This is a genomic window from Ligilactobacillus ruminis ATCC 27782 (assembly GCF_000224985.1).
Classification (GTDB): Bacteria; Bacillota; Bacilli; order Lactobacillales; family Lactobacillaceae; genus Ligilactobacillus; species Ligilactobacillus ruminis.
This window is the reverse complement of sequence record NC_015975.1, coordinates 368,588-389,766: the sequence shown is the minus strand read 5'-3', so window position 1 is coordinate 389,766 and position 21,179 is coordinate 368,588. Positions and strand designations below refer to the sequence as shown.

Here is a 21,179-nt window from a genome sequence, read left to right as displayed (position 1 = left end):
CGTTAATTCCATCTTTTTAATCTCCCATTAATCTGATTTTGATTGTTTCCGGACATATCACCGCCCAGCCAGAAAGTACGGACAGGATATAAAGTATAAAACCTGCCAAAAGCATTTTGCCTGCTTCTGTGCCTGTTTCCTGTCCGAATCCATAGCCTAAGATTGCTGTAATGCAGATGATTCCCGACAGGGCATGAAATACAGTTGCAGACAGCTATATGCTGAACATAGGCATCAGTTGTATCAACGTCAGCATATCCGCTGACTTTAGGTAAGCAATCTGCGACTTTTGAGCATAAAAAAACACCGGTTGCATTTCTACAACCGATGTTCTAGGAAACGCCTTTTTACTCTGAAAACTGTGTTTCTATGTTTTTCTTCGCTTCCTCAAGAGAGATTTTTCCAAGCAGTAGACCAAATATCCCGATGCTTAACCTATTAAGATAGTCCGGGCAAACTATTGTCAGAAAGTCTGCTGTTTCGATAGGCGTAAGTTCATAAAAGTCATACGGGATAACCATTGTATATGTGAGATCGTCATAACCATCTTCTGTTTTATATAATCTTCCCAAATACAGATACTGTGAATCATATAGCCCCTGCCCGACTCCATCTCCGGTACGCGGAAAGAACGTTGCATTGATATAGTTCAATAGCTCATAGATCTCCATCTGTTCACTACCCTTTATGATCTTAGATGCTGACTTCGTATAATAAACCCTTGCTTCTGCACTACCATCATAAAACCAGATGCAGGATTCTACAGCCCGTTCAGGAGCGTTCTCCATTCCTTCATATCTCATAGTTAGTCTCACTGTTTCTTCATCAATATCCTACTGATACTTGATGTTGTATGAATTCAGATACTCTTTAAACTTTCTGCAAGCTTCATTCTTATTCATGTCCATAACCGCCTTCCTCACAAAACTCAAGATAATTCAAATTCGGCAATGAGTGTTGCATGATCCGGATATCCATGAAGGTAAGACCAATCAGAAAAATCCGTTCCAGCTTTTTTATAAATACCCGATGTGTCCCATTTGATAAATTTTCTGTCATAGCGGTAATTTGAGACTTCTATACCTCTACTTACGATATGATCTTCCGGGAATTCGTAGTCATCGCTCATTGCATCCTCTTTATAAATACTCTGTCCGTTAGGTGTATACACAGTGTAATCCTGCTTACCACAGTTTATACATCCAACATTCCATTCTTCAAGATCTACACCTCTTCTGTAATTATTAAAATCGCCTACAATAAGGACATGCTCACATTTATCAGTGACAGAAAGTACATACTCCATCTGTTCTCTACGCAAAGCAGCCTGCTGTTTGTATTGCTTCTGTTGCTCTGCTTTACTTGCATTGTTATCAATGCATCTTGCCATTGTGATTCTTAACCCGCAGAATAGAAATTCTTTCTCCGTATCTTTCTCCTTTAAAATCACACTGGTAAAGTTAGGCATGTTATTTTCCCATGTCACTTCTGTAGTCTGGGCACTATCTAAAACTGCTTCAAACTTTTCTTTCTTCCAAAATAAAAGTAATTCGTTTTGCTTATTATCAGTGTTGGCTGTGGGTTCCTTTGGATAATAATCGTATTCATCGCCAAATGCGTCGTCGAAGAATTGCATATAATTTTTGCAAAAAGCAAACTCTGGCAATGAGCCGAGATCAGGCTTTTCTTCGTGAATCTCTGTGACAATTACAGCTGGCAGAGAATTTTTTCCATCTTTATTTGTTGCCTGATTTACGTTGTGTTCTAAAACTTTATACTTCATCATGTTGCATCCCCTTTCAAAAGATTCATTAAGTACCTTCCTTATTTTGTATAATGTCATAACATCCGTCGTATCTGTATCTGCTATTTTTTTGATTATCTGAAGACGAATAGAATCTATACTATCTTCCGTCTCCATGAAATCTTTAGATTCAATAGAAAGGGCACAGATCAAAAGAATATCTATTATTTGAGCTGGAAAAAATGATCTTCCAGTCATCTTATCTATTATTCTTTTCATAGATTCAAGATTTGTATTGGCTTGTGCAGTTATATTAAAGTTCACGGGAGTTCCTGATCCTTCCTGCTTGACATCAGATTCTTTAATTGCTTTCTTAAGAACTTCTTCGTTATTAACGTACTGCTTATATCCTTCCAATAAAGCAGTAAGAACATATCCCTTTGTCACTCGTAGATCAGGATAGTTATTTTTGGTAATCACTTGTAAATTGTCCAGTGTTCTCTGCTGCGCCTTTATTCTAAGATACATATATACACTCTCTTTCTATACACTCTAACATTATCTATTGCACTTTATTATTATCTTTAATGTATATTATAAACTATTTTTTCTACATGTCAACACTTTAATATGCACTTTTACGCTTTGATCGCTATTCCTCCATCATCGCCACCAGCTTGATATGTTCAAGGGCAGCCTTTCTGGCTTTGTCTGTCTTCAATTCCTTCAGCAAAGCAATAGCTGCTGAGATATACGGATCTTCCTCCGCAGGATTCGTGCTTTTAATGCCTCTGTTACACCTTCCACACTTCTCATTTGTGCTTCAATCAGCTCATACCGTTCCTGTGCCTGTTCGTTAAGATCTGCCAGATAGCTGTCCAGTTTTCCGGTCAACAAAAGATAAGAATACATTCCCGATTTATGTTTTTTCAGATATTCTTTCCGAAGCATTCCCCAGTACCCAATCGGTCTGGTTTCTTCCGGTAATGATAGCACTGGCAGGTAATAATCTCCTATCAACACATAATCTAATCCATTCCTGTCATCATGTAGTATTTTCCTCTGATTGCTCATGTCCTTCTCCTCCATCAAATCTTTCTCTGCTCTCGCAAATATGCTTCAAATATACTTCTTCGAATCAGCACTTTTTTTCTGATTTTATATACCGCCCCTGCTTCATGTGCCATACAGACAACGGGTTTGATTCCCAGTCTGTAGTATTCGCACGCCATGTTATAGGTCACGTAGTCATGACTCATAAATTCCAGATCTTCATCATCAATTTCATCTGAAAACATCCATACATTACCGCTCATCTTTTATCTCCTTACCCTTTCCTGTCGCTGGTTCATGGAATCGTTCCAGATAGGCGTCAAAAATATCCCGGTTGATCAATACGGTTCCATCTATTCTGTAAATCACACCTGCATCACTGGCGAGTTCAAAAAGTTTCTTATGAGAAATGCTGTAAATAATCTCTGCCTGTTGATAACGCAGATACTGTCGGCGCAATTTTCTAAGCTGCTCCGGTACTTCTTTCATACTTTTGATTGGTTTATAATTTTTATCCATGATGTTTTCCTCCAAAATTAGATTTACTGTTTTACAGAAGTTGACTGCCGGGATATATTTTTGTACGAAAAAAAGCACTTCTCAGATTAACTCTAAGAAGTGCTCTTGTTGTCATGCATATCAATCATTGATTCAGTGAATCAATTTTGATTTCATTCTCAAACCTGTGGCCTTTCACCTGAAATTCGTCATGCTTCATAACGATTCATTATTATCCCAAATTTTGTTGTCAACTGTGGCCTGACATCATGGTTTTAAAGATTTTACATTTGATTTTAATAGAGCTTTGCACCTGCTGGGATTCTGTCATTTACCATCAGAAAGTTCCGTCCTTCGTGACCGTCTTCCTCGTGCACTGCTGAAATCAGCATACCTTCGGAATCAATTTCCATCATCCGATGGTCTTCATTGTCGGGAACAACAAGACGTCGCGAATCGACTCTGCATTTGTCAACAGCATGACCAAACGGTCGATTCCGATGCCAAGACCGCCTGTCGGAGGCATGCCGTATTCCATTGCCTCGATATAGTCTTCATCGATGCCTTCTGCTTCATCGTTTCCGGCCTTGCGCTCTTCGACCTGGGCTTCAAAACGCTGACGCTGATCGATTGGATCGTTCAATTCCGTGAAAGCATTGGCATATTCGCCGCCAAGAATATAGAGTTCGAAACGATCCGTGAAACGCGGATCATCGGCATTCTTCTTGGCAAGCGGAGAAATTTCGACAGGATGACCATAAACGAACGTCGGATCAACGATCTTGTCTTCACAGAATTCTTCAAAGAATTCGTTGATGATGTGACCGACTTTCCAATAGGATTCGTAATGAACGCCATGTTCGTCCGCAATCTTGCGAGCTTCTTCAACGGTCATTTCCTTCCAGAAATCAACACCGGTATATTCTTTGATCAGGTCAACCATATGTGCGCGCTTGAACGGCTTGTCAAAGTTGACTTCCGTTCCTTGATACGTCACGATGCTGTTATCGGAAACGACCTTTGCGGCAGCCTTGAAGATTCCTTCGGTTTCATCCATGACGTCCTTGAAGTCGAAATAAGCAGCATATGTTTCGAGCATGGTAAATTCAGGGTTGTGATGAGTATCGATGCCTTCATTACGGAAAACGCGTCCGATTTCATAAACGCGTTCCATTCCGCCGACGATCAGGCGTTTCAAATGCAGTTCAAGAGCGATGCGCAAATAAAGCTCAATATCGAGCGCATTGTGGTGAGTGATGAACGGACGAGCAGAAGCACCGCCGGCCTGTGTATGCAGGACGGGCGTTTCAACTTCAAGGAATCCGTTTCCGTCAAGATAGCGACGAATTGCCGTCACGATGCGACTGCGATTAACGAAACGATTGTAGCTTTCGCGATTCGTAATCAAATCCAGATAGCGCTGACGATAAATTTGTTCAATGTCTTGCAAACCATGATATTTGTCAGGAAGCGGACGCAACGCCTTCGAAAGGAAAGTAAGCTTTGTTACCTTTACGGTCAGTTCGCCCATGTCAGTCTTGATGACCTGACCTGTAATTCCCAGGAAATCACCGAGATCAGAACGCTTAAAGATGTGGTACATGTCTTCTCCGACTTCATCTTTGCGGATATAAAGCTGCATTCTGCCGGTTTTATCCTGAAGATCTGCAAAACCGACTTTTCCTTTGCCGCGTTTGGCAACCATGCGCCCTGCAATCGTTACGATAATGTCCTTGTCGTTCAATTCTTCCTTGTCCATGTCGCCATACTTCTCATGAAGTTCCTGGTTCATGGAATCACGTTCAAAACGATGGCCGAATGGATCAATGCTTGCGTCGCGCAATTCTTGCATCTTTTCGCGACGAACGCGCATTTGATCGTTCATGGTTTGTTCATTAGCCATTATTAGTCCTCACTTTCTTTTATTCACACTTTTTTAATTATATCACATGTTTTGCTTGCAAAGCTATGCTACTTGCTGTTCCTTGCCTGATAGTCAGCCAAAAAGCCGTCAAAAATTTCATGCATTTCTTCTTCAGTATCTGCACTGTTCAAAGCTGCTTTAGCTCTTGCAGAACGAGGGATGCCCTTTAAATAATACGCCGCCTGGGAACGAAATTCTTTTGGCCCCATTTTCTCGCCTTTGGCCAGAACAAGTCTGTGCAAATGTTCTTTTGCAACGATGATTTTTTGATCCGGCGTTGGTTCTTCCAAAAGTTCCCCCGTTTCGAGATAATGTACGGTCTGCTTTAAAATCCAGGGATTGCCCAATGCTGCGCGCCCGATCATGACGGCGTCGCATCCGACCTCATCAAGCATTTTTTTTGCATCCTGAGGCGTTCTGACGTCACCGTTTCCCATGAAAGGAATCGTCAATTTGTCGGCAACCTCATGCAGAATGTTCCAGTCCGCATGTCCTGAATATAATTGCTTTCTCGTTCTGCCGTGCATTGCTAATGCTTTGGCGCCGCCTTCTTGAGCTGCCAAGGCATTTTCAATTGCGTAAATATGATCTTCATCCCATCCGGTTCTCATTTTAACGGTTACGGGTTTGTCAATCGAGTGCGTTACCGCATCCACCATTTCATAAACCTTGTCCGGATCAAGCAGCCATCTTGAGCCGGCATCAGTTTTCGTAACCTTTGTAACCGGACATCCCATGTTGATGTCAATAATATCGGCACTTGTATTTTCAGCCACGAATTGAGCAGCTTCAACCAAGGATTCTTTGCTTCCGCCAAAAATTTGAACGCTGACGGGATGTTCCGTCGGATCGACAAACAACATCCCAAGCGTTTTTTTGTTCCTGAAGTGGATTCCCTTGTCAGAAATCATTTCACAAACAACAAGACCTGCGCCAAACTCCTTGCAGATCAGCCTGAATGCAACGTTCGTCACTCCGGCCATTGGAGCCACGACGACCTGATTAGGAATCGTGACGTCACCGATTTTCCACTCCATTTTTTCACCTCATCAGCTTTCTCTTGCTTCTTTTTCGATTTCGCGCAATTCATCTTCCGTAAAATGATATTCATCGCAGCAAAAATGACAAATTGCAGTGGCACCATGATCTTTTTCAATCATTTCATCAATGTCTTTTTTAGGAAGACTTGCCATTGCTTCGGCAAAGCGTTCCTTTGAACAGTCGCATTCAAAGGAAACAGGCATTTTTTCAAGAATTTCAAGCTCATCCCCATCAAACAGACGCTTGAGAATGTCTTCCGGTTTCAATCCGTTTTGCATCATTGTCGAAATCGGTGCGATCGTTTGAAGCGTATGTTCAAGCTTGTCCAAAATTTCATCAGGACATCCTGGCATGACTTGAATCATGAATCCGCCGGCCGTTCCGATCGTATTATCGGAATTTACAAAAACGGACAATCCGACTGATGAAGGAATCTGTTCTGATTTCGCTAAATAATAAGTGAAGTCTTCGGCAATTTCGCCGGAAACAAGCGGCACCTGCCCAGTGAACGGTTCCTTAAAGCCGTAATCTTTCGTAACGGCCAAAAAACCTTCCGTTCCGACGGCACCTTTGACGTCAATTTTGCCTTTGTCGTTTAACGGCAGATGGACGTGCGGGTTTTGAACGTAGCCCTTGACCGTTCCCTTTGAATTTCCGTCAATTACGATTCCGCCAACGGGGCCGTTGCCATTGATTTTGACGGTCATCTTCTCATCACCCTTAAGTGACGACGTTGCCAGAAGCAGCGTTCCGACCATGCTTCTGCCGAGTGCTGCCGATGCGGCACTCCATGTATCCTGACGCTTTTGAGCTTCTCTGATCGTTTCTGTCGCATCAATTGCATATGCGCGCAAATGACCGTCGCAAGCCAAGCTTTTAACTAAATAATCAGACATTCAGTATCTTCCTTTCAATGTATCCAATCAGTTATTCTAACATATAACTTATCCTCAAAACAAGATAAGCACTCATTGCTGTTTCTAACCATGATTTCCACCGATCCACATAACAAAGAGTCTGAGAAAAAAGTCCCGGCTTCCTTTTGAAATAAATTAAATGCAGTACTGCTCAACTAATTTATCCAAAATCTCATTCAAATTTACGGACAAACCCGCATTTTCCAGTGATTTGTCCGTAAATTTTTGCCCATTATCATTATGATGAGGATTTACGGACAGAAGCCTCTTTTTGGAGCATTTGTCCGTAAAACCGAGGTCTAAAACTCTAAAATCTTACGGACAATCGCCGATTTTGGTTATGCCCGTATAATGGTGTAAATTGATAAAAAAAAGAGAGCCAAGTGCTCAGCTCCCAGGTATAATTAAATCAACTAACAACAATAACACTACGAGGAGGATGAACAAATGGCCCAATTAAATATTACCTTAAATCAAGAGGAAATTCTACAACTTCTTTCAAAGGATCACAATCAGGCATTTCGCTAACTGCTGCGTAAAAGTCTCAATAGTATTCTGATGGCGGAATCCACTGCTCAACTCAAGGCTGAGCCTTACGAACGATCAGAAGAACGCACGGACAGCCGCAACGGCACTCGAGAACGCGAGCTCAAGACACGGATAGGCAAAATCACCTTAACCGTGCTGAGACATCGCAATGTTCCTTTTAAGACTCTTGTTTTCGAGAATTATTCCCGAAGCGAAGCTGCCTTGATCGTCAGTATGGCGGAGATGGTTGTCAGCGGAGTAGCGACCCGTAAAGTGTCGAATATCATGGAAACTTTGTGCGGAACGACATTTTCTAAGTCCTCAGTTTCAGAAGTATGCAAGGATCTGATTGAAAAGGTCAACGAGTTCAAGGACAGACCCTTGACCGGAGACTACCCTTTTTTAATAGTGGATGCAACCTACTTCAAGGTCAGGGACAAACACATAATTGTTTCCCAAGCGTTTATGATCGCTTATGGTACGAATCAGGAAGGACATCGCGAAATCCTTGGATTTGAAGTATATGACAACGAATCCAAAGAAACTTGGAATTCCTTTCTCCAAAAACTGAAAAAACGTGTCCTCCAAGGGCTTTTGATGATCACTTCTGATGCTCATGAAGGTATTCAGGATGCCGTCAGTAATGTATTTCCTGAGGTTCCATGGCAAAGGTGCCAGTTTCATTTTGCCAGAAACATTTTCGGGAAAATCACCAAAAAAATATCAGGCAGGCCTCAGAGCCGAACTTCAGGAAATGTGGAACTGCGAAACTATAGAAGACGCACGGAAAAAGCGGGACGAAATCATCGCTGATTACAGAGACGTTGCTGAAGCTGCCATGTCATGCCTCGATGAAGGCTTTGAAAGTTCCATGACCGTCATGGCGCTTCCTAAGAATTTGCGGAGATATTTCAGAACATCGAACCATATAGAACGACTAAACAAAGAGCTGAAGCGACGTTCTTCCGTCATTGGAATCTTCCCAAATAAAAACTCGCTGATGCGGCTGATGGGTTCCGTTCTGTTGGAAAGAAACGATGTCGTGATCTCCAAGAAAGCCATATTCAGTCCGGTAACCTACGCAAAAATGATCAAGTCCGAGACAGTTGCTGAACTCAAAAAATTGGCAGAGGAACAACAAAAACTAAGAGCTGCGTAAGGTGTATCACTCTTTCCGGAGCTGTCAAGGGAACCTCTTCGAGGTGCGCAGATGGCGCACCCTTGACAGCTCCTTCAAGAGTGATAGTGGACAGACATGGATGCATTCGCATCCCCTGCACAACTTGTGCCTGGGAAAAATATTTTACACACAAATTAGGACTTGACTGATATTTTTGTCCATTTTGTCCGTAATCGCCATTTTTCAAGCAAGCTTATTACGGACAAAGCATCCATTTTTCCCGATGTGTCCGTAAACGGCAGTCATTTTGCCAAATGCAGCGCTTGATAAATCAGCGCGCCGAGCTCTCAGTAAAATTTACCGCCAAACTTTTTTTGGTTATTTCCATCATGGAAGGCAATCGTCATGCATAAGAAAAAACCGGATCAGATTTGCAACTGATTGCAAATCATCCGGTTCTTCAATTTGAGGCAGAGTTTTTTCCAAGCCTCTTCATTTAAAGACTCAACAGACTATTCGTCCTTATCATCGTCATTCTTTGGTTCATTCGTTTCATTCTCAGATTTGTTCGAATCTTCAGAATCAGCTTGCTTAAGGTTTTCTTCTGAAGGGAACTCGTCCTCGAGTTCATCACGATGGCTTTCTTCTTGCTTGACCGCATCTTTTCTGATGAGCGCTTCTTTAGCCTCTTCAAAAGTTGCAGCTTTTTCAGAAGGAAATTCGTCTTCCGCTTGCGCAGGCATCTTGCCCGTCTTATACAAACTGAGGATTTGTCTTTCATCAAGCGTTTCATATTCAAGCAAAGCTTCCGCAATAATGCGATGCTGTTCTTTGTGTTCTTCGATGATCTTCTTGGCAGTTGCCATTCCCTCTTCACAAAGTGCTTTGACTTCAGAATCGATGGCGTTTGAAGTATCGATTGAGAACGGCTGTTGTCCCGGAACATAATCTCCGGCGAACATGCCGCTTTGCCCTTCATATTGAACAGGTCCAAGCTTTTCGCTCATTCCGTATTCAGTCACCATTGAGCGTGCAAGCTGCGTTGCTTGCTGGAAGTCGTTTGACGCACCGGAAGATTGCTGATTGAAAATCAGTTCTTCGGCTGCGCGACCGCCCATGAGCCCTGCTATTTGTTCTTTGAGATCCTTCTTTGAAAGAAGCATCTGATCTTCTTTTGGAAGCATGATTGCATAACCGCCGGCACGCCCGCGAGGAACGATCGTAACTTTGTGAACGACACGCGCATCATTCAGCACCAAGCCGACAATCGTATGTCCGGCTTCGTGGAAGGCAACCGTTTCGCGTTCTTTTTTGCTGATAACGCGATCACGTTTGGCAGGTCCTGCAATAACGCGATCTTCAGCTTCATCAACATCGGAAGCATCGATTTCTTTTTTATTTCGACGAGCGGCAAGCAAAGCTGCTTCATTCAGCAAGTTGGCAAGGTCGGCCCCGACAAATCCAGGGGTCTGCTTGGCAATGATTTTCAAATCGACATCCTTGGCCAAAGGCTTGTTCTTCGCATGCACCTTAAGAATTGCTTCACGCCCTTTAACGTCAGGACGACCAACCAAAATCTTGCGATCAAAACGTCCGGGACGAAGCAAAGCAGGATCCAAAACATCAGAACGGTTCGTGGCAGCCATGACGATAACGCCTTCGTCGCCTTCAAAACCGTCCATTTCGACCAGCAACTGATTCAAAGTCTGTTCACGTTCATCATGTCCGCCGCCCATGCCGTTTCCGCGCCGACGACCAACGGCATCGATTTCATCGATGAAAATGATTGACGGGGCGTTCTTCTTGGCATTTTCAAAAAGATCACGAACGCGACTGGCACCAACACCGACAAACATTTCAACGAAGTCAGAACCTGAAATCGAAAAGAACGGCACGCCCGCTTCACCCGCAACGGCTTTGGCCAACAAAGTCTTACCTGTTCCGGGAGGTCCTTCAAGCAAAACACCGGACGGAATCTTCGCACCCAAAGCCAAGAATTTATGCGGATCACGCAAGAATTCAACGACTTCGACCAATTCCTGTTTTTCTTCTTCGGCACCGGCAACATCAGAAAAACGTACTTTATTGTTCTTTTTGTCAACCGGTTTTGCCTTGGCCTTGCCAAAGTTCATTACGCGGCCGTTGCCGCCACCTTGACCGGCTTGTCCCATCATCATATAGAAGAAAATGATGAAGAAGAAAAGCGGGACCACATATATGAGCAACTGAATCCAGATACTGCTTGACTCTTCTTCTTTTGCCCCGTACTTGACGTTGTTTTTCTCTGCGTACTTTTTGATCTGAGCAACGGAAGAATCATTCGTCAAAACGTTCGTTGAGAAGTGATCAACCTTTGATTCAGAGCTTGGGAAACCAACCAGGCCGCTGGTTCCTTTAGATTTTTGAGCTTTTTTATAAACACCGGTAACTTTATACGTGCTGCCTGACGGCTGCATCGTAAAGCTCTTGACGTTGCCTTTCTTAAGTTCAGTAATAAACTGACTTGACTGAATCTGCTGGGATTGGGAATTGGAATGATTTCCAAACACATAGTAAAGTGCCCCCATTATCCCAAGGAAGATTACGATATAAAAAAGGCTGTTGCGGAAAAGCCCATTTTTATTGTTATTATTCTTCAAGCGACTTCCTCCTTCATCCTGTTGGATATCCAAATAAACAGATATCGTAACAGTCTCATAATATCATATTTGACCTTTGTTAACCCAAAAAAGCTTTAAATATTTTCGTAAATTTCAGGCTTTAAAATTCCAACGTAAGGAAGATTGCGATAATGCCCTTGAAAATCGAGTCCATAGCCCACGACAAACTCATTCGGAACCTCAAATCCGACGTAATCCGGTTTGACCGTCTTGACGCGACGGTCGGGCTTATCAAGCAGCGTGCAGATCTTAACCGAAGCCGCATCCCTGCCCTTCAGCAATTCGACAAGGCTTGCCAAAGTCCGCCCCGTGTCAATGATGTCTTCAACTATCAAAACGTTTCTTCCCTTGACGGAAACGTCCAGATCCTTGATGATTTTGACTTCTCCTGAAGAAACGGTATTGTTTCCGTAGCTTGAGACGTCCATGAAATCAAGTTCGCAATAAGTGTCGATTTGACGAACGATATCCGCCATAAACAGAACGGCTCCTTTTAAAACGCAAATAACAAGCGGATTTTTGCCTTCAAAATCTTTCGTGATTCGTTCACCCAAATTTCGTGCAACTTCATCAATTTGTTCCTTGCTGTACAAAACAGCTTTGATATCATTATTCATTTGAAAATTCAAACCTCTTTCCTACTCTCATTTTCGAAAGACTGCTATGTATTGAATTTTAGCATTTACACAACCTCGTGACAAATCGGATTTTTTGACTCCAATAACCCATATTGCTTGGTTTTCGCCGTTTACGACAAGCCACAGTTTTTTTCTTTCATCTAGAGCAATTTTTTTATCTATCAAAATTTTTTTAATTTTTTGCGAACCGTTTTTCGTCTTCAAGACGTCTCCGCAATGTCTGTGACGAAGCATCAAATCATTTGGAGATGCAATCTCAAGGACATCATCTTCCGGCAAAAGATCGATTTTATCGCGTCTGAAAATGCCGATTTTCTCTCTTTCATTTAAACTATACCATTTTCCCGGTTCTAATTTAAAAATTTTATTCTCGCTTTCTTGATTGTTCTTTTCGGTTTTTTTGATTCCAAAAATCCCATAGGTTCTGAAAAATGCGCAGGAATTTCCCAACGCTAAGCTACCTTGCGGCTTTGCATCGTTTTCAAGCATTTTAACGCATTGCTCTTGTTTTTTGAGCGAAAAATTTCCCGCCTGCTTTAAAATATGCTTTAAAGTCAGTCTTTTCTGTGATTCATCCTGCTTGAGCCACTTTTCAAGGCTGTACCCGCCTTCAACCTTTAAAAGCAAGCAATCCTCAACAATCTTTTTATCGGAATAATCCAACAAGTCTTTCAGCTGAAGACTTAATTCTTCAACATGAGTCAAAAAATGCCGATTTTCCTTTTCAAGAAAAGGTACGACGTGATGTCGCAGACGATTCCTCAAAACGTCATCGAGAGCATTCGTTTCGTCTTCAAAATACTTGATCTGATTTCTTTCGGCGTACTCTTTCAGCGTTTCCTTTGAAAAATGCAGCAAAGGTCTCAAAAGCTTTCCGGTGCCAAAAGTTCTTGCAGACTTGATTCCGACCAATTGTTCCAGATCACCGCCTCTGACGGCTTTCATCAAAATCGTTTCAGCCTGATCGTTTGAATGATGAGCCGTCAGCAAATATTCGATGCCTGTTTCTTCCATGATTTTCTCGAAGAAGCGGTATCTGAATTCTCTTGCTGATTCCTCGATGCCTTTTTTCGGGTGAAACTCTTTTTCCCAAACGTTCTTAAATAAGACAAGCCCGTTTTTTTGACAATACTTCGTAATAAAGTCAGTTTCCTTTTTGCTCTGCTCACGCAACTGATGATCAACGTAAGCGACTTGAACGGTCGGCCTCATTTTTTCAGGCAGTCTTTGCAAGAGACTCAAGAGAGTCATTGAATCACACCCTGTCGAAACGGCAACAAGCACCGTTTCATTTGCAGGAACGCCCATTTTTTTCCATTCGGCCTGAAACTCAACTTCCGTTTTGTCTTTCATGATCATCACCTACCTTAAAAAGACAATCAAGGAGTCTGTGAAAAACTCTGTTTCAAATTAAAAACCCGGATAATTTGCAATCAACTGCAAATCTGATCCGGTTTTTTGCGTATGCATGACAACTGCCTGCTATGATGGAAATAGCCGAAAATAGTTCAGCGGTAAATTTGACTGAGAGTCCGGCGCGCTGATTTATCAGTCGCTGCATTTGTCAAAATCACTGTCGTTTACGGCCACATCGATGAAAATAGGTGCTTTGTCCGTAATTATCTTGCTCGAAAAATGGCGATTACGGACAAAATTGTCAAAAACAACCTTTGGTCCGTAAAACCTCATCATAATAGCCAAAAATTTACGGACAAATCTGCCAAAAAGAGCACTTTGTCCGTAAATCTGGATGAAATTTTGACTGAATTGGGTAATCATTTTTAAAAAGATAATTTTTCATACGCGCAAAATTAAAAAACGCCTTACGAATTCAAGCGAAAACAGACCGCCTTCGTTCGGTACTTCATTTAATTCAAGCAAGAAACGGGACTTTTTCCCAGCCTCCTGTTTTTATGAGCGACGGCCGCCGCGGCCGCCACGTTTGCCTTCCTTATTGCGTTTCAAAGATGTCAAACGTTCGTCGCTTTCCTTTAAAAATCCTGCAAGCAATGAATCGAAGTCTTTTCTTTTAGGTTCCTGGCGGTGAGATTGCTGTGGAAATTTTCTGTTCTGCATCGGACGATTACCGTTTCCGCGTTCATGAGAGCGACCGTCATTATGTCTGTCGCCTTCTGATTTGCGATGATGGTCCTTCTTGTTTCCCTCTGGCTTGTCCTGGGCCTTGCGAATCGACAAGCTGATCTTTCCGTCATCACCAACGGAAAGCACCTTGACGGTAACCGTGTCGCCAACCGTCAAAACATCATGAATATCCTTGACGAAACCATCGGAAACTTCGCTGATGTGTACAAGTCCGGTTTTCTTGTCTCCTAAATCAACAAAAGCACCAAAATTTGTGATTCCTGAAATCTTGCCGCTAACCTTTGAACCAACTTCAATTGACATAAAAAAATTTTTCCTCCTAGAAATTCTTGTGTCCCTAGTATAACATGATTTTACTTATATTTATACACTATCGATGATTAAAGCATCATTTTAGTCATTCTGATCAGTTTGAGAATTATCTTCTGGCAAACTGAAAATAATCTCATTATTCTTTGAATACAGATATTTTTTTCTGATCAATTTTTGAACATAATCCTCATCGTTCAGCTGCTTAATTTTAAAATTCAAAAAAGAATTAGTCTGTTGAGCATTTTTCAATGCCTCTTGCGCAACCTCTTTTTGAGCTTCAAGCCGATTTTTGTAAGCTATTCCGCGGCCGATCACCAGTGACGAAAAAACGGCACACAAAACCAGAATGCCTGCACAAGTCCTTTTAAAAAGGCGATACTTGTGTACTTTTTTTCTTTTGCGTTCGTCCCTTTGTTTAATTGCCATCTGTTTTTGATAATACTCGTTATCTAAAACAGTCACTTTTCTGCTTTTCATATCGCTGCCTCACTAACCGCATTTTGAGTAGATTATATCAAAAAAACGCTTTTTTATCCATCAAAAAAACGGTTACATCCTGTAATCTTCCTTATATTCTTCGGAAACAACCTCATACATTCCTTCTGCTTCATCTTTTTTAGTCGTTTCTTTCAGTTCATTGACTCTGATCGTCAGCGTCTTGTTTCCGAAATTAATCACCAATTCGTCGCCAACGCTGACATCCGTTGATGATTTGGCAATCTTGCCGTTAATCGAAATCCTTCCTTTGTCGGCAATTTCCTTGGCAACACTGCGTCTTTTAATAACGCGTGATACTTTCAAATACTTATCTAATCTCATTTCATTTCCTCATTTCTTTAATTTTTGAATCAGTTCATATATTTTCCTTCCCTTGGGGAAGGCAAGCCACTCATCTTTTTCGAACAATTCAAGCGCCACGATGCTCAAAAAAAACACGAAGCACCCCAAGACGATGCCTGCACTTGTCGCAACAACGGCATCAAATCGAGTTCCTGCACTGAATTTTTCAAACAGAATCATCAGCGTTTTGACCGATCCGCCCATCAAAAGACATGCCGCACCAAGCTTTGTCATGAACGAATCACCCGTAAAGACGCTGCCGACGCTCTTTGGCTTGAAAAATACGATCAATGCCAACGAAACGGCCAACGCAAGCACCGTTGAAATGCTGGCCCCGATAATTCCGAATTGTTCAATCAGCCAAACGTTCGTGCAAGCCTTGACAAAAATACCGCACAAAAGCGAAAATGCCGCCTTTGAGAAAAGATTCATGCTCTGCAAAATCGAATTGTAGGTACTGATCAAAGCAATAAACACGATGCTGACTACGTATGCGGAAATCGTCGAACTTAAAAAAGCATCCCCGAACAGAAGAGTATTCAGTTCAGGCATGATCGAAATCATTCCGACCGTTGCTGCCAAAGCAATCACCGTGCTGATCCGCAAGATAATTTTTGTCGTTTCCTTGAACTCGGCAACCTTTTTTTCAGCCAATTCGCTTGAAAGAGCCGGCAGAAGCGATGCTGAAAAGCCGGTCGCAAGCGCCATTCCGAGTTGAACGAGCGGTTGCGCCCTGTCATATGCTCCCTTAAGATTTTGAGCTTTTGACAGACTCATGCCGGATAATCTCAAACCGTTCATAACGGTAAACGAATCAACCAGCTGCAGCAAGACCATCATTGCAGCAAACAGACATAATACCAAGCCTTCCGTAAACATTTTCTTGAATAAAACGCTGTAGTCTTCATGAAAATCGCCTTGTCGGGCCTTGAAAAACTTTTTAAAATAAAAAGAACTCATGCAGATCATCGCAAAAAATGCACCAAAGGTCGAGCCGAGCATCGCATTTGCGCCCATGGAATAAAGATTCCAGTCATATTTTACAAACATCGCTGCACAAACGATAATAACCAAAACTCTGACGAATTGTTCAGCTACTTGCGACAAAGCCGGAGGAATCATGTTAAAGGTTCCCTGATAATATCCTCTCGGAACGGCCAGCATCGGCATGAACAAAAACATCCAGGAAATGCTTTTGATCAACCAAAAAAGTTCTGAATCTCCCATTAAAAAAGCAATCTGTTTTGAAAAAAACTGCAGAAAGGCAAAAACGAAAATTCCAAAACAAGCCAGCACCAAAAAGATTTGGCGCGACAGCTGCAGTCTGTGAAGCTCGTTTTCCTGCTCAGCAATCAATTTTGAAATATAGACCGGGAATCCGCTTAGAGCAAACGTCATTCCGATTCCATAAATCGGGTAGACCTGCTGATAGACGTAAAAGCCGGTATTGCCGACAATGTTTTGAAACGGGATTCGGTAAAACGCGCTTAAAATTTTGGCAGCAAGACCTGCACAGGACAAAATGACTGCTCCCCGCATCGTCTTTTGTATTTGTTCATTTTTCATCTATGCTTCGGTTTCCTCTTTCTTTGGAAAATTGCCCAATGACTCGGCAATTTTTTTGGCAATCTGTTGCAATTCGTACAAAAGCTGCGTTTCCTTGGTTTTATCACCGCAAAGAAGCGTAATCAGCGTCTGATTGTTTTTCTCACCGAACGTCGACTTCAGATCGCAGTCGTCCAAACTTGCCACAAGCTCTCTCAAGCCAAGTTTTTCAGCCGTCTTCTTCGACAACAGAATTTCGATTTTCCTGTCATATTGCGTAATTCGTTCGATCATCGCATGGTCGGCATAAAACTTCAGCAGTCCGATTTCAAGCAGGTTGGCGCACTCGTCAGGATAATCACCAAAACGATCAGTCAGATCAGCCTGAACTTCTTCATATTCGGCATAGCTGTTAAGCTGATGAATTCGCTTATAGATTTCAATTTTTTGTCTCGAATCTTCAATGTATTCCGTCGGAACATATGCCTCAATATTTAGATTGATTTCGCAATCCGTTTTTTGCTCCGGCTTGATGCCGCGTTTTTTAGCCACCGCTTCGTTGAGCATTTTCGTATAAAGGTCATACCCGACGGATTCGATGAAGCCATGCTGTTGTTTTCCGAGCATGTTGCCGGCCCCGCGAATCGAAAGATCTCTCATCGCAATTTTAAATCCAGAGCCGAGCTCCGTGAAATCTTTAATGGCTTCCAAACGTTTTTCGCCGTCCTCGGTCAAAACTTTATCAGGCTGATACATGAAATATGCATATGCCACCCGATTCGAACGGCCAACTCGTCCTCTGAGCTGATACAACTGTGCCAGTCCCATCCGATCAGCATCTTCAACGAACAAAGTGTTGACGTTCGGAATGTCGACGCCTGTTTCAATGATCGTCGTCGTTACCAGAACATCGTATTCGCCGGCAATAAAGTCCGCCAATATTTTTTCCATCTGAGTTTCCGACATTTGTCCGTGAACATAGGCGATTCTTGCTTCCGGAACGATCGTATTCAATGTTTCGACAACCGTTTCAATGTCATGAACCCGGTTGTGAAGATAAAACACTTGCCCGCCCCGTGACATTTCGCGTCTGATTCCTGCTGCCACGACATCATAATTTTGTTCCATCGCATATGTTTGAATCGGATAGCGATTAAGCGGTGCAGTTTCAATTACGGACAGGTCTCTGACGCCAAGCATCGACATGTTGAGCGTCCTTGGAATCGGTGTTGCCGTCAGCGTCAAAACATCGACCGACGTTTTGAGTTCTTTGAGTTTTTCCTTGTGTTTGACCCCGAAACGCTGTTCTTCGTCAATAATCAGCAAACCTAAATCGGCAAATTTAACGTCCTTTGAAAGCAGCCTGTGAGTTCCGACGATAATGTCAATTTCACCGTTTTTCAGTTTCAAAAGCGTTTCTTTGGCTTGCTTTGGCGTGCTGAATCTTGACAAAACCCCGATTTCAACCGGAAATCCTTCAAAACGCGACAGCATCGTTTCGTAGTGCTGCTGCACCAAAAGCGTCGTTGGTGCGATAAAAGCCACCTGCTTGCCGTCTTCAACTGCTTTAAACGCTGCTCTGAGCGCAACTTCAGTTTTACCGTAGCCAACGTCTCCAATCAGCAATCGATCCATCGGCTTTTCTTTTTCCATATCAAGCTTGATTTCCTTGGCGCTCCTTAACTGGTCCGGTGTCTCGGTATAAGGAAAAGCATCTTCGAACTCTTTTTGATAGCTGTCGTCTTTAGGAAATGCATGACCTTTTTCAGACTCGCGCCTGGAGTACAGTTCAACCAGCTCATCTGCAATGTCTTCAAGCTTTGACGCAACTTTTCTCTTGGTCTTCTCCCATTCGCTGCTTCCGAGCTTGTTGACTTTAGGCACCTTGCCTTCTGAAGAAACGTACTTTTGAATGCGGTCAAGCTGAGAGACGGGAATGAAAAGCTTCGCATCGTCTCGATAAATGATCGTCATGTAGTCTTGGTGCCTTCCTGCAACTTCAAGCGTCTCCATCCCCATGAAGCGGCCAATGCCATGGTTGACATGCACGACAAAATCTCCGGGCTTCAAATCGGCATAACTCTTCAGACGCTCCGTATTTCTCATGGTCTGATGTCTTGGCTGGCGTTTTTTGACTTTTGCGAAAAGTTCATTTTCCGTCAGCACGACCAGATGGCTTAAAGGCAATTCAAAACCTTTTTGAAGGGTTCCGTTGACAATTTGAAAAGCACCTTGTTCAATTCTGTCTTTGTTGGTTTCAATTGCTTTGATTCCCAAATCATCAAGCAGCTGCAGCATCTTTTTTGCGCGCTCCGTTTCAGAAATCAAAAAAACGACCGTTTCATTCGTTTTTTTATAGCGCAGCGTTTCGACCTTGAGAAGCGGCAGCTGTCCGAAGAATTGCTGCACGCTCCGCGATTTGATATCCGTCAAGGAAACAAACCTCATACGGCCCATTCCTTTTTGAAGGAGCGACATGAAAATTCTTTCATGCTGCTCTTTTTTCTCGAGTTCGGAAATTTTAAAACCGAGCGTTTCCTTGACATAGAGCTTGCGTTCTTCGATTTTTTCCAAGATCCACTGCGCATCGCTTTTTTCAAGCTCGTGATCTTTTTCTTTCAAGCGTTTGTAATCGTCAAAAACGATCATTCCGCTTTCTGAAAGGTAGTCAAAAAGCGAAGTCTTGCTTTTCCCGTAAAGTTCTTCTGAAAAAACAACGTGTTCGGGTTCCAAAATCCCGCGATGCCAATCGTCGGCGACCGTCCTCAGATTATCCGCCAACAGTTTCTTATCTTCTTCATCGTCGAGTTTTGCCAAGTAGTCCTTGACGTTTTTTTGCAGCACCGCGGCTCCTTTTTCAAGCATAGAGTCTGATGCGATAAAATCCGTTGCCGGCAAAATTTCGACTTCATCGATTTTTTTCAGACTTCTTTGATCCGTTGAATCGAAAAGTCTGAGAGAGTCGATTTCCGTATCAAACAAATCGATGCGCACTGGATTTTCCAAATTGAGCGCATAAATATCGAAAATCGAGCCTCTGACGGCAAAATCTCCAGGTCTTTCAACCATTTTAACCGCCCGGTACCCCATCGTGCAAAGCTCTTGTTTTAATTTTTCAGGAATGATCTCTTCGCCGAGCTTGAACTTAATGGTGCTCTTGAGCCAAAAATCCTTCGGACAAAGCATGCGTCTTATCCCTGACACGGAAGTCACGACGATTTTTGAGCTCCCGTCAGCCATTTTCTGCAAAGTTTTGACTCGCTGAGCCTTATATTCCGGCGAACTTGCGGAAATTGCCGCAGCAAAGTTTTCTTCAACCGGAAACAAATCAACGTCTTCTTCAGCAAAAACGTTTGTCAAGTCCTCTTCAAGCGATTGCGCATGAAACAGATCATCGCAAACGACGATCAACGGAACTTGAAATTTTTCTTCAAGGTCCGCCAAAAGAAGCGTGCGCACCGAGCCGCTCACGCCGGTTATCATATGGCGTCCCTTTTCCTTTAAAGAATCATGGAATCCGGTCATTTCGGCCGTATTCGACAGTAGCTCATTAAGCTGCATGGATACCTCCTCTTTAGCGTTTGTTGAATCTGTTCATCGTCTTCATGAAATCATCGTTTTCAAGCCAGTCATCAATCGCATCGACGGCTTCGTTCATTCCAACGTCAAATTCAGTGCGCTGATCCGAAGAAAAACGCGTCAAAACCCAATCAACGACCTTTTGTTTTGCCGGATGATCGATTCCGATCCGAAGGCGCTTGAATTTTTCAGTACCCAGATGCGCAATAATGCTCTTGATGCCATTGTGTCCTCCGGCAGAACCTTTTTGGCGTAGTCGAAGTCTTCCTGTTGCAAGATCCATGTCATCATGCACGATCAGGACGTCTTCCGGATCCAGTTTGTAAAAATCAACGATCTGTCGCACGGAGCGGCCGGACTCATTCATATATGTCGTTGGTTTTGCCAAAATAACCTTTTCGCCGTTAATAATTCCGTCAGCAATCATTGCGTCAAATTTTTGCTTGTTAAATTCAAAGGCGTGCTTTTCGGCAAAACGATCGATCGTCATAAAGCCCGCATTGTGTCTTGTTTCATCATACTCTTTGCCGATATTGCCCAATCCAACGATTAATTTCATTTTTTATCCTCTCAACAAGTAATTTGAAAAATAATGTAAGCGCTGTCTGAATTTTGAATGATTTCATTTCAATCTCAAACCGAAATATGCCGCAACACTTTGCCCAAATTCCGGATGA

The 21,179-nt window shown here is 42.7% G+C and carries 20 protein-coding genes; 2 read left to right on the top strand and 18 right to left on the bottom strand.

Annotation, left to right across the window (positions count from 1 at the left end):
• Positions 1 to 347: 347 nt before the first annotated feature.
• The 8 genes from LRC_RS01925 to hslO form a co-directional block, all read right to left on the bottom strand.
• Complete coding sequence (locus LRC_RS01925; RefSeq protein ID WP_014072932.1) at positions 348 to 803, bottom strand: hypothetical protein; 456 nt, start codon at positions 801 to 803, stop codon at positions 348 to 350.
• A 125-nt stretch (positions 804 to 928) separates the two neighbouring features.
• A complete protein-coding gene (locus tag LRC_RS01920) occupies positions 929 to 2,272 on the bottom strand; it encodes an exonuclease/endonuclease/phosphatase family protein (RefSeq protein WP_014072931.1) in 1,344 nt (447 codons plus the stop codon).
• Between the two features lie 198 nt (positions 2,273 to 2,470).
• Positions 2,471 to 2,818 carry a TnpV protein gene (locus LRC_RS01915; protein ID WP_035172174.1) on the bottom strand — a complete coding sequence of 116 codons (348 nt, stop codon included), beginning with the start codon at positions 2,816 to 2,818 and terminating at the stop codon, positions 2,471 to 2,473.
• A gap of 14 nt (positions 2,819 to 2,832) precedes the next feature.
• Complete coding sequence (locus LRC_RS01910; RefSeq protein ID WP_014072930.1) at positions 2,833 to 3,060, bottom strand: DUF6462 family protein; 228 nt, start codon at positions 3,058 to 3,060, stop codon at positions 2,833 to 2,835.
• Entirely contained in the window at positions 3,050 to 3,316 is a 267-nt protein-coding gene (locus tag LRC_RS01905) for a DUF6462 family protein (protein WP_014072929.1), read from the bottom strand. The genes LRC_RS01910 and LRC_RS01905 overlap by 11 nt, the downstream gene beginning before the upstream one ends.
• Before the next feature lie 391 nt (positions 3,317 to 3,707).
• Positions 3,708 to 5,198, bottom strand: a complete 1,491-nt coding sequence (gene lysS, locus LRC_RS01900) for a lysine--tRNA ligase (RefSeq protein WP_014072927.1) — start codon at positions 5,196 to 5,198, stop codon at positions 3,708 to 3,710.
• Positions 5,199 to 5,266: 68 nt separating this feature from the next.
• Positions 5,267 to 6,256, bottom strand: a complete 990-nt coding sequence (gene dusB / locus LRC_RS01895) for a tRNA dihydrouridine synthase DusB (RefSeq protein ID WP_014072926.1) — start codon at positions 6,254 to 6,256, stop codon at positions 5,267 to 5,269.
• 12 nt (positions 6,257 to 6,268) lie between these two features.
• Positions 6,269 to 7,156, bottom strand: a complete 888-nt coding sequence (gene hslO / locus LRC_RS01890) for an Hsp33 family molecular chaperone HslO (RefSeq protein WP_014072925.1) — start codon at positions 7,154 to 7,156, stop codon at positions 6,269 to 6,271.
• A 579-nt stretch (positions 7,157 to 7,735) separates the two neighbouring features.
• On the opposite strand from hslO, the gene LRC_RS12335 reads away from it, so the two are divergent.
• Positions 7,736 to 8,518 (top strand): IS256 family transposase, encoded by a 783-nt coding sequence (locus LRC_RS12335; RefSeq protein WP_258414450.1) that lies wholly within the window; start codon positions 7,736 to 7,738, stop codon positions 8,516 to 8,518.
• The gene (locus LRC_RS12330; RefSeq protein ID WP_258414449.1) at positions 8,460 to 8,864 is read left to right on the top strand and encodes a transposase; all 405 of its coding nucleotides are present in this window, start codon (positions 8,460 to 8,462) and stop codon (positions 8,862 to 8,864) included. The genes LRC_RS12335 and LRC_RS12330 overlap by 59 nt, the downstream gene beginning before the upstream one ends.
• 473 nt (positions 8,865 to 9,337) lie before the next feature.
• On the opposite strand, the gene ftsH is transcribed toward LRC_RS12330, so the two are convergent.
• The 10 genes from ftsH to pth form a co-directional block, all read right to left on the bottom strand.
• Positions 9,338 to 11,464: an ATP-dependent zinc metalloprotease FtsH gene (gene ftsH, locus LRC_RS01880; protein WP_014072923.1), complete on the bottom strand. Its 2,127-nt coding sequence runs from the start codon at positions 11,462 to 11,464 to the stop codon at positions 9,338 to 9,340.
• Between the two features lie 95 nt (positions 11,465 to 11,559).
• Positions 11,560 to 12,102 (bottom strand): hypoxanthine phosphoribosyltransferase, encoded by a 543-nt coding sequence (gene hpt, locus LRC_RS01875; RefSeq protein ID WP_014072922.1) that lies wholly within the window; start codon positions 12,100 to 12,102, stop codon positions 11,560 to 11,562.
• 27 nt (positions 12,103 to 12,129) lie between these two features.
• A complete protein-coding gene (gene tilS / locus LRC_RS01870) occupies positions 12,130 to 13,476 on the bottom strand; it encodes a tRNA lysidine(34) synthetase TilS (protein WP_241531312.1) in 1,347 nt (448 codons plus the stop codon).
• Positions 13,477 to 13,671: 195 nt separating this feature from the next.
• Complete coding sequence (locus LRC_RS11495; RefSeq protein ID WP_167317008.1) at positions 13,672 to 13,815, bottom strand: hypothetical protein; 144 nt, start codon at positions 13,813 to 13,815, stop codon at positions 13,672 to 13,674.
• Positions 13,816 to 14,034: 219 nt separating this feature from the next.
• Positions 14,035 to 14,529, bottom strand: a complete 495-nt coding sequence (locus LRC_RS01860; RefSeq protein ID WP_014072919.1) for a S1 domain-containing RNA-binding protein — start codon at positions 14,527 to 14,529, stop codon at positions 14,035 to 14,037.
• 90 nt (positions 14,530 to 14,619) lie between these two features.
• Positions 14,620 to 15,015: an FtsB family cell division protein gene (locus LRC_RS01855; RefSeq protein WP_014072918.1), complete on the bottom strand. Its 396-nt coding sequence runs from the start codon at positions 15,013 to 15,015 to the stop codon at positions 14,620 to 14,622.
• Between the two features lie 72 nt (positions 15,016 to 15,087).
• Positions 15,088 to 15,357 carry an RNA-binding S4 domain-containing protein gene (locus tag LRC_RS01850; protein ID WP_014072917.1) on the bottom strand — a complete coding sequence of 90 codons (270 nt, stop codon included), beginning with the start codon at positions 15,355 to 15,357 and terminating at the stop codon, positions 15,088 to 15,090.
• Between the two features lie 9 nt (positions 15,358 to 15,366).
• On the bottom strand, positions 15,367 to 16,944 hold the full coding sequence (locus LRC_RS01845) for a putative polysaccharide biosynthesis protein (protein WP_014072916.1): 1,578 nt from the start codon (positions 16,942 to 16,944) through the stop codon (positions 15,367 to 15,369).
• A complete protein-coding gene (gene mfd / locus LRC_RS01840) occupies positions 16,945 to 20,484 on the bottom strand; it encodes a transcription-repair coupling factor (RefSeq protein ID WP_014072915.1) in 3,540 nt (1,179 codons plus the stop codon).
• Between the two features lie 13 nt (positions 20,485 to 20,497).
• On the bottom strand, positions 20,498 to 21,061 hold the full coding sequence (gene pth / locus LRC_RS01835; protein WP_014072914.1) for an aminoacyl-tRNA hydrolase: 564 nt from the start codon (positions 21,059 to 21,061) through the stop codon (positions 20,498 to 20,500).
• Positions 21,062 to 21,179 lie beyond the last annotated feature (118 nt).

Excerpts from the sequence above, each read along its gene's own strand:
- LRC_RS01920 (WP_014072931.1), bottom strand. The coding sequence starts at position 2,272 with ATGTATCTTAGAATAAAGGCGCAGCAGAGAACACTGGACAATTTACAA.
- LRC_RS01915 (WP_035172174.1), bottom strand. The coding sequence starts at position 2,818 with ATGAGCAATCAGAGGAAAATACTACATGATGACAGGAATGGATTAGAT.
- lysS (WP_014072927.1), bottom strand. The coding sequence starts at position 5,198 with ATGGCTAATGAACAAACCATGAACGATCAAATGCGCGTTCGTCGCGAA.
- hslO (WP_014072925.1), bottom strand. The coding sequence starts at position 7,156 with ATGTCTGATTATTTAGTTAAAAGCTTGGCTTGCGACGGTCATTTGCGC.
- LRC_RS01910 (WP_014072930.1), bottom strand. The coding sequence starts at position 3,060 with ATGAGCGGTAATGTATGGATGTTTTCAGATGAAATTGATGATGAAGAT.
- LRC_RS12335 (WP_258414450.1), top strand. The coding sequence starts at position 7,736 with ATGGCGGAATCCACTGCTCAACTCAAGGCTGAGCCTTACGAACGATCA.
- mfd (WP_014072915.1), bottom strand. The coding sequence starts at position 20,484 with ATGCAGCTTAATGAGCTACTGTCGAATACGGCCGAAATGACCGGATTC.
- tilS (WP_241531312.1), bottom strand. The coding sequence starts at position 13,476 with ATGAAAGACAAAACGGAAGTTGAGTTTCAGGCCGAATGGAAAAAAATG.
- LRC_RS01855 (WP_014072918.1), bottom strand. The coding sequence starts at position 15,015 with ATGAAAAGCAGAAAAGTGACTGTTTTAGATAACGAGTATTATCAAAAA.
- dusB (WP_014072926.1), bottom strand. The coding sequence starts at position 6,256 with ATGGAGTGGAAAATCGGTGACGTCACGATTCCTAATCAGGTCGTCGTG.
- pth (WP_014072914.1), bottom strand. The coding sequence starts at position 21,061 with ATGAAATTAATCGTTGGATTGGGCAATATCGGCAAAGAGTATGATGAA.
- LRC_RS12330 (WP_258414449.1), top strand. The coding sequence starts at position 8,460 with ATGTGGAACTGCGAAACTATAGAAGACGCACGGAAAAAGCGGGACGAA.
- LRC_RS01905 (WP_014072929.1), bottom strand. The coding sequence starts at position 3,316 with ATGGATAAAAATTATAAACCAATCAAAAGTATGAAAGAAGTACCGGAG.
- LRC_RS01845 (WP_014072916.1), bottom strand. The coding sequence starts at position 16,944 with ATGAAAAATGAACAAATACAAAAGACGATGCGGGGAGCAGTCATTTTG.
- hpt (WP_014072922.1), bottom strand. The coding sequence starts at position 12,102 with ATGAATAATGATATCAAAGCTGTTTTGTACAGCAAGGAACAAATTGAT.
- LRC_RS01850 (WP_014072917.1), bottom strand. The coding sequence starts at position 15,357 with ATGAGATTAGATAAGTATTTGAAAGTATCACGCGTTATTAAAAGACGC.
- LRC_RS11495 (WP_167317008.1), bottom strand. The coding sequence starts at position 13,815 with ATGATGAGGTTTTACGGACCAAAGGTTGTTTTTGACAATTTTGTCCGT.
- LRC_RS01925 (WP_014072932.1), bottom strand. The coding sequence starts at position 803 with ATGAGATATGAAGGAATGGAGAACGCTCCTGAACGGGCTGTAGAATCC.
- LRC_RS01860 (WP_014072919.1), bottom strand. The coding sequence starts at position 14,529 with ATGTCAATTGAAGTTGGTTCAAAGGTTAGCGGCAAGATTTCAGGAATC.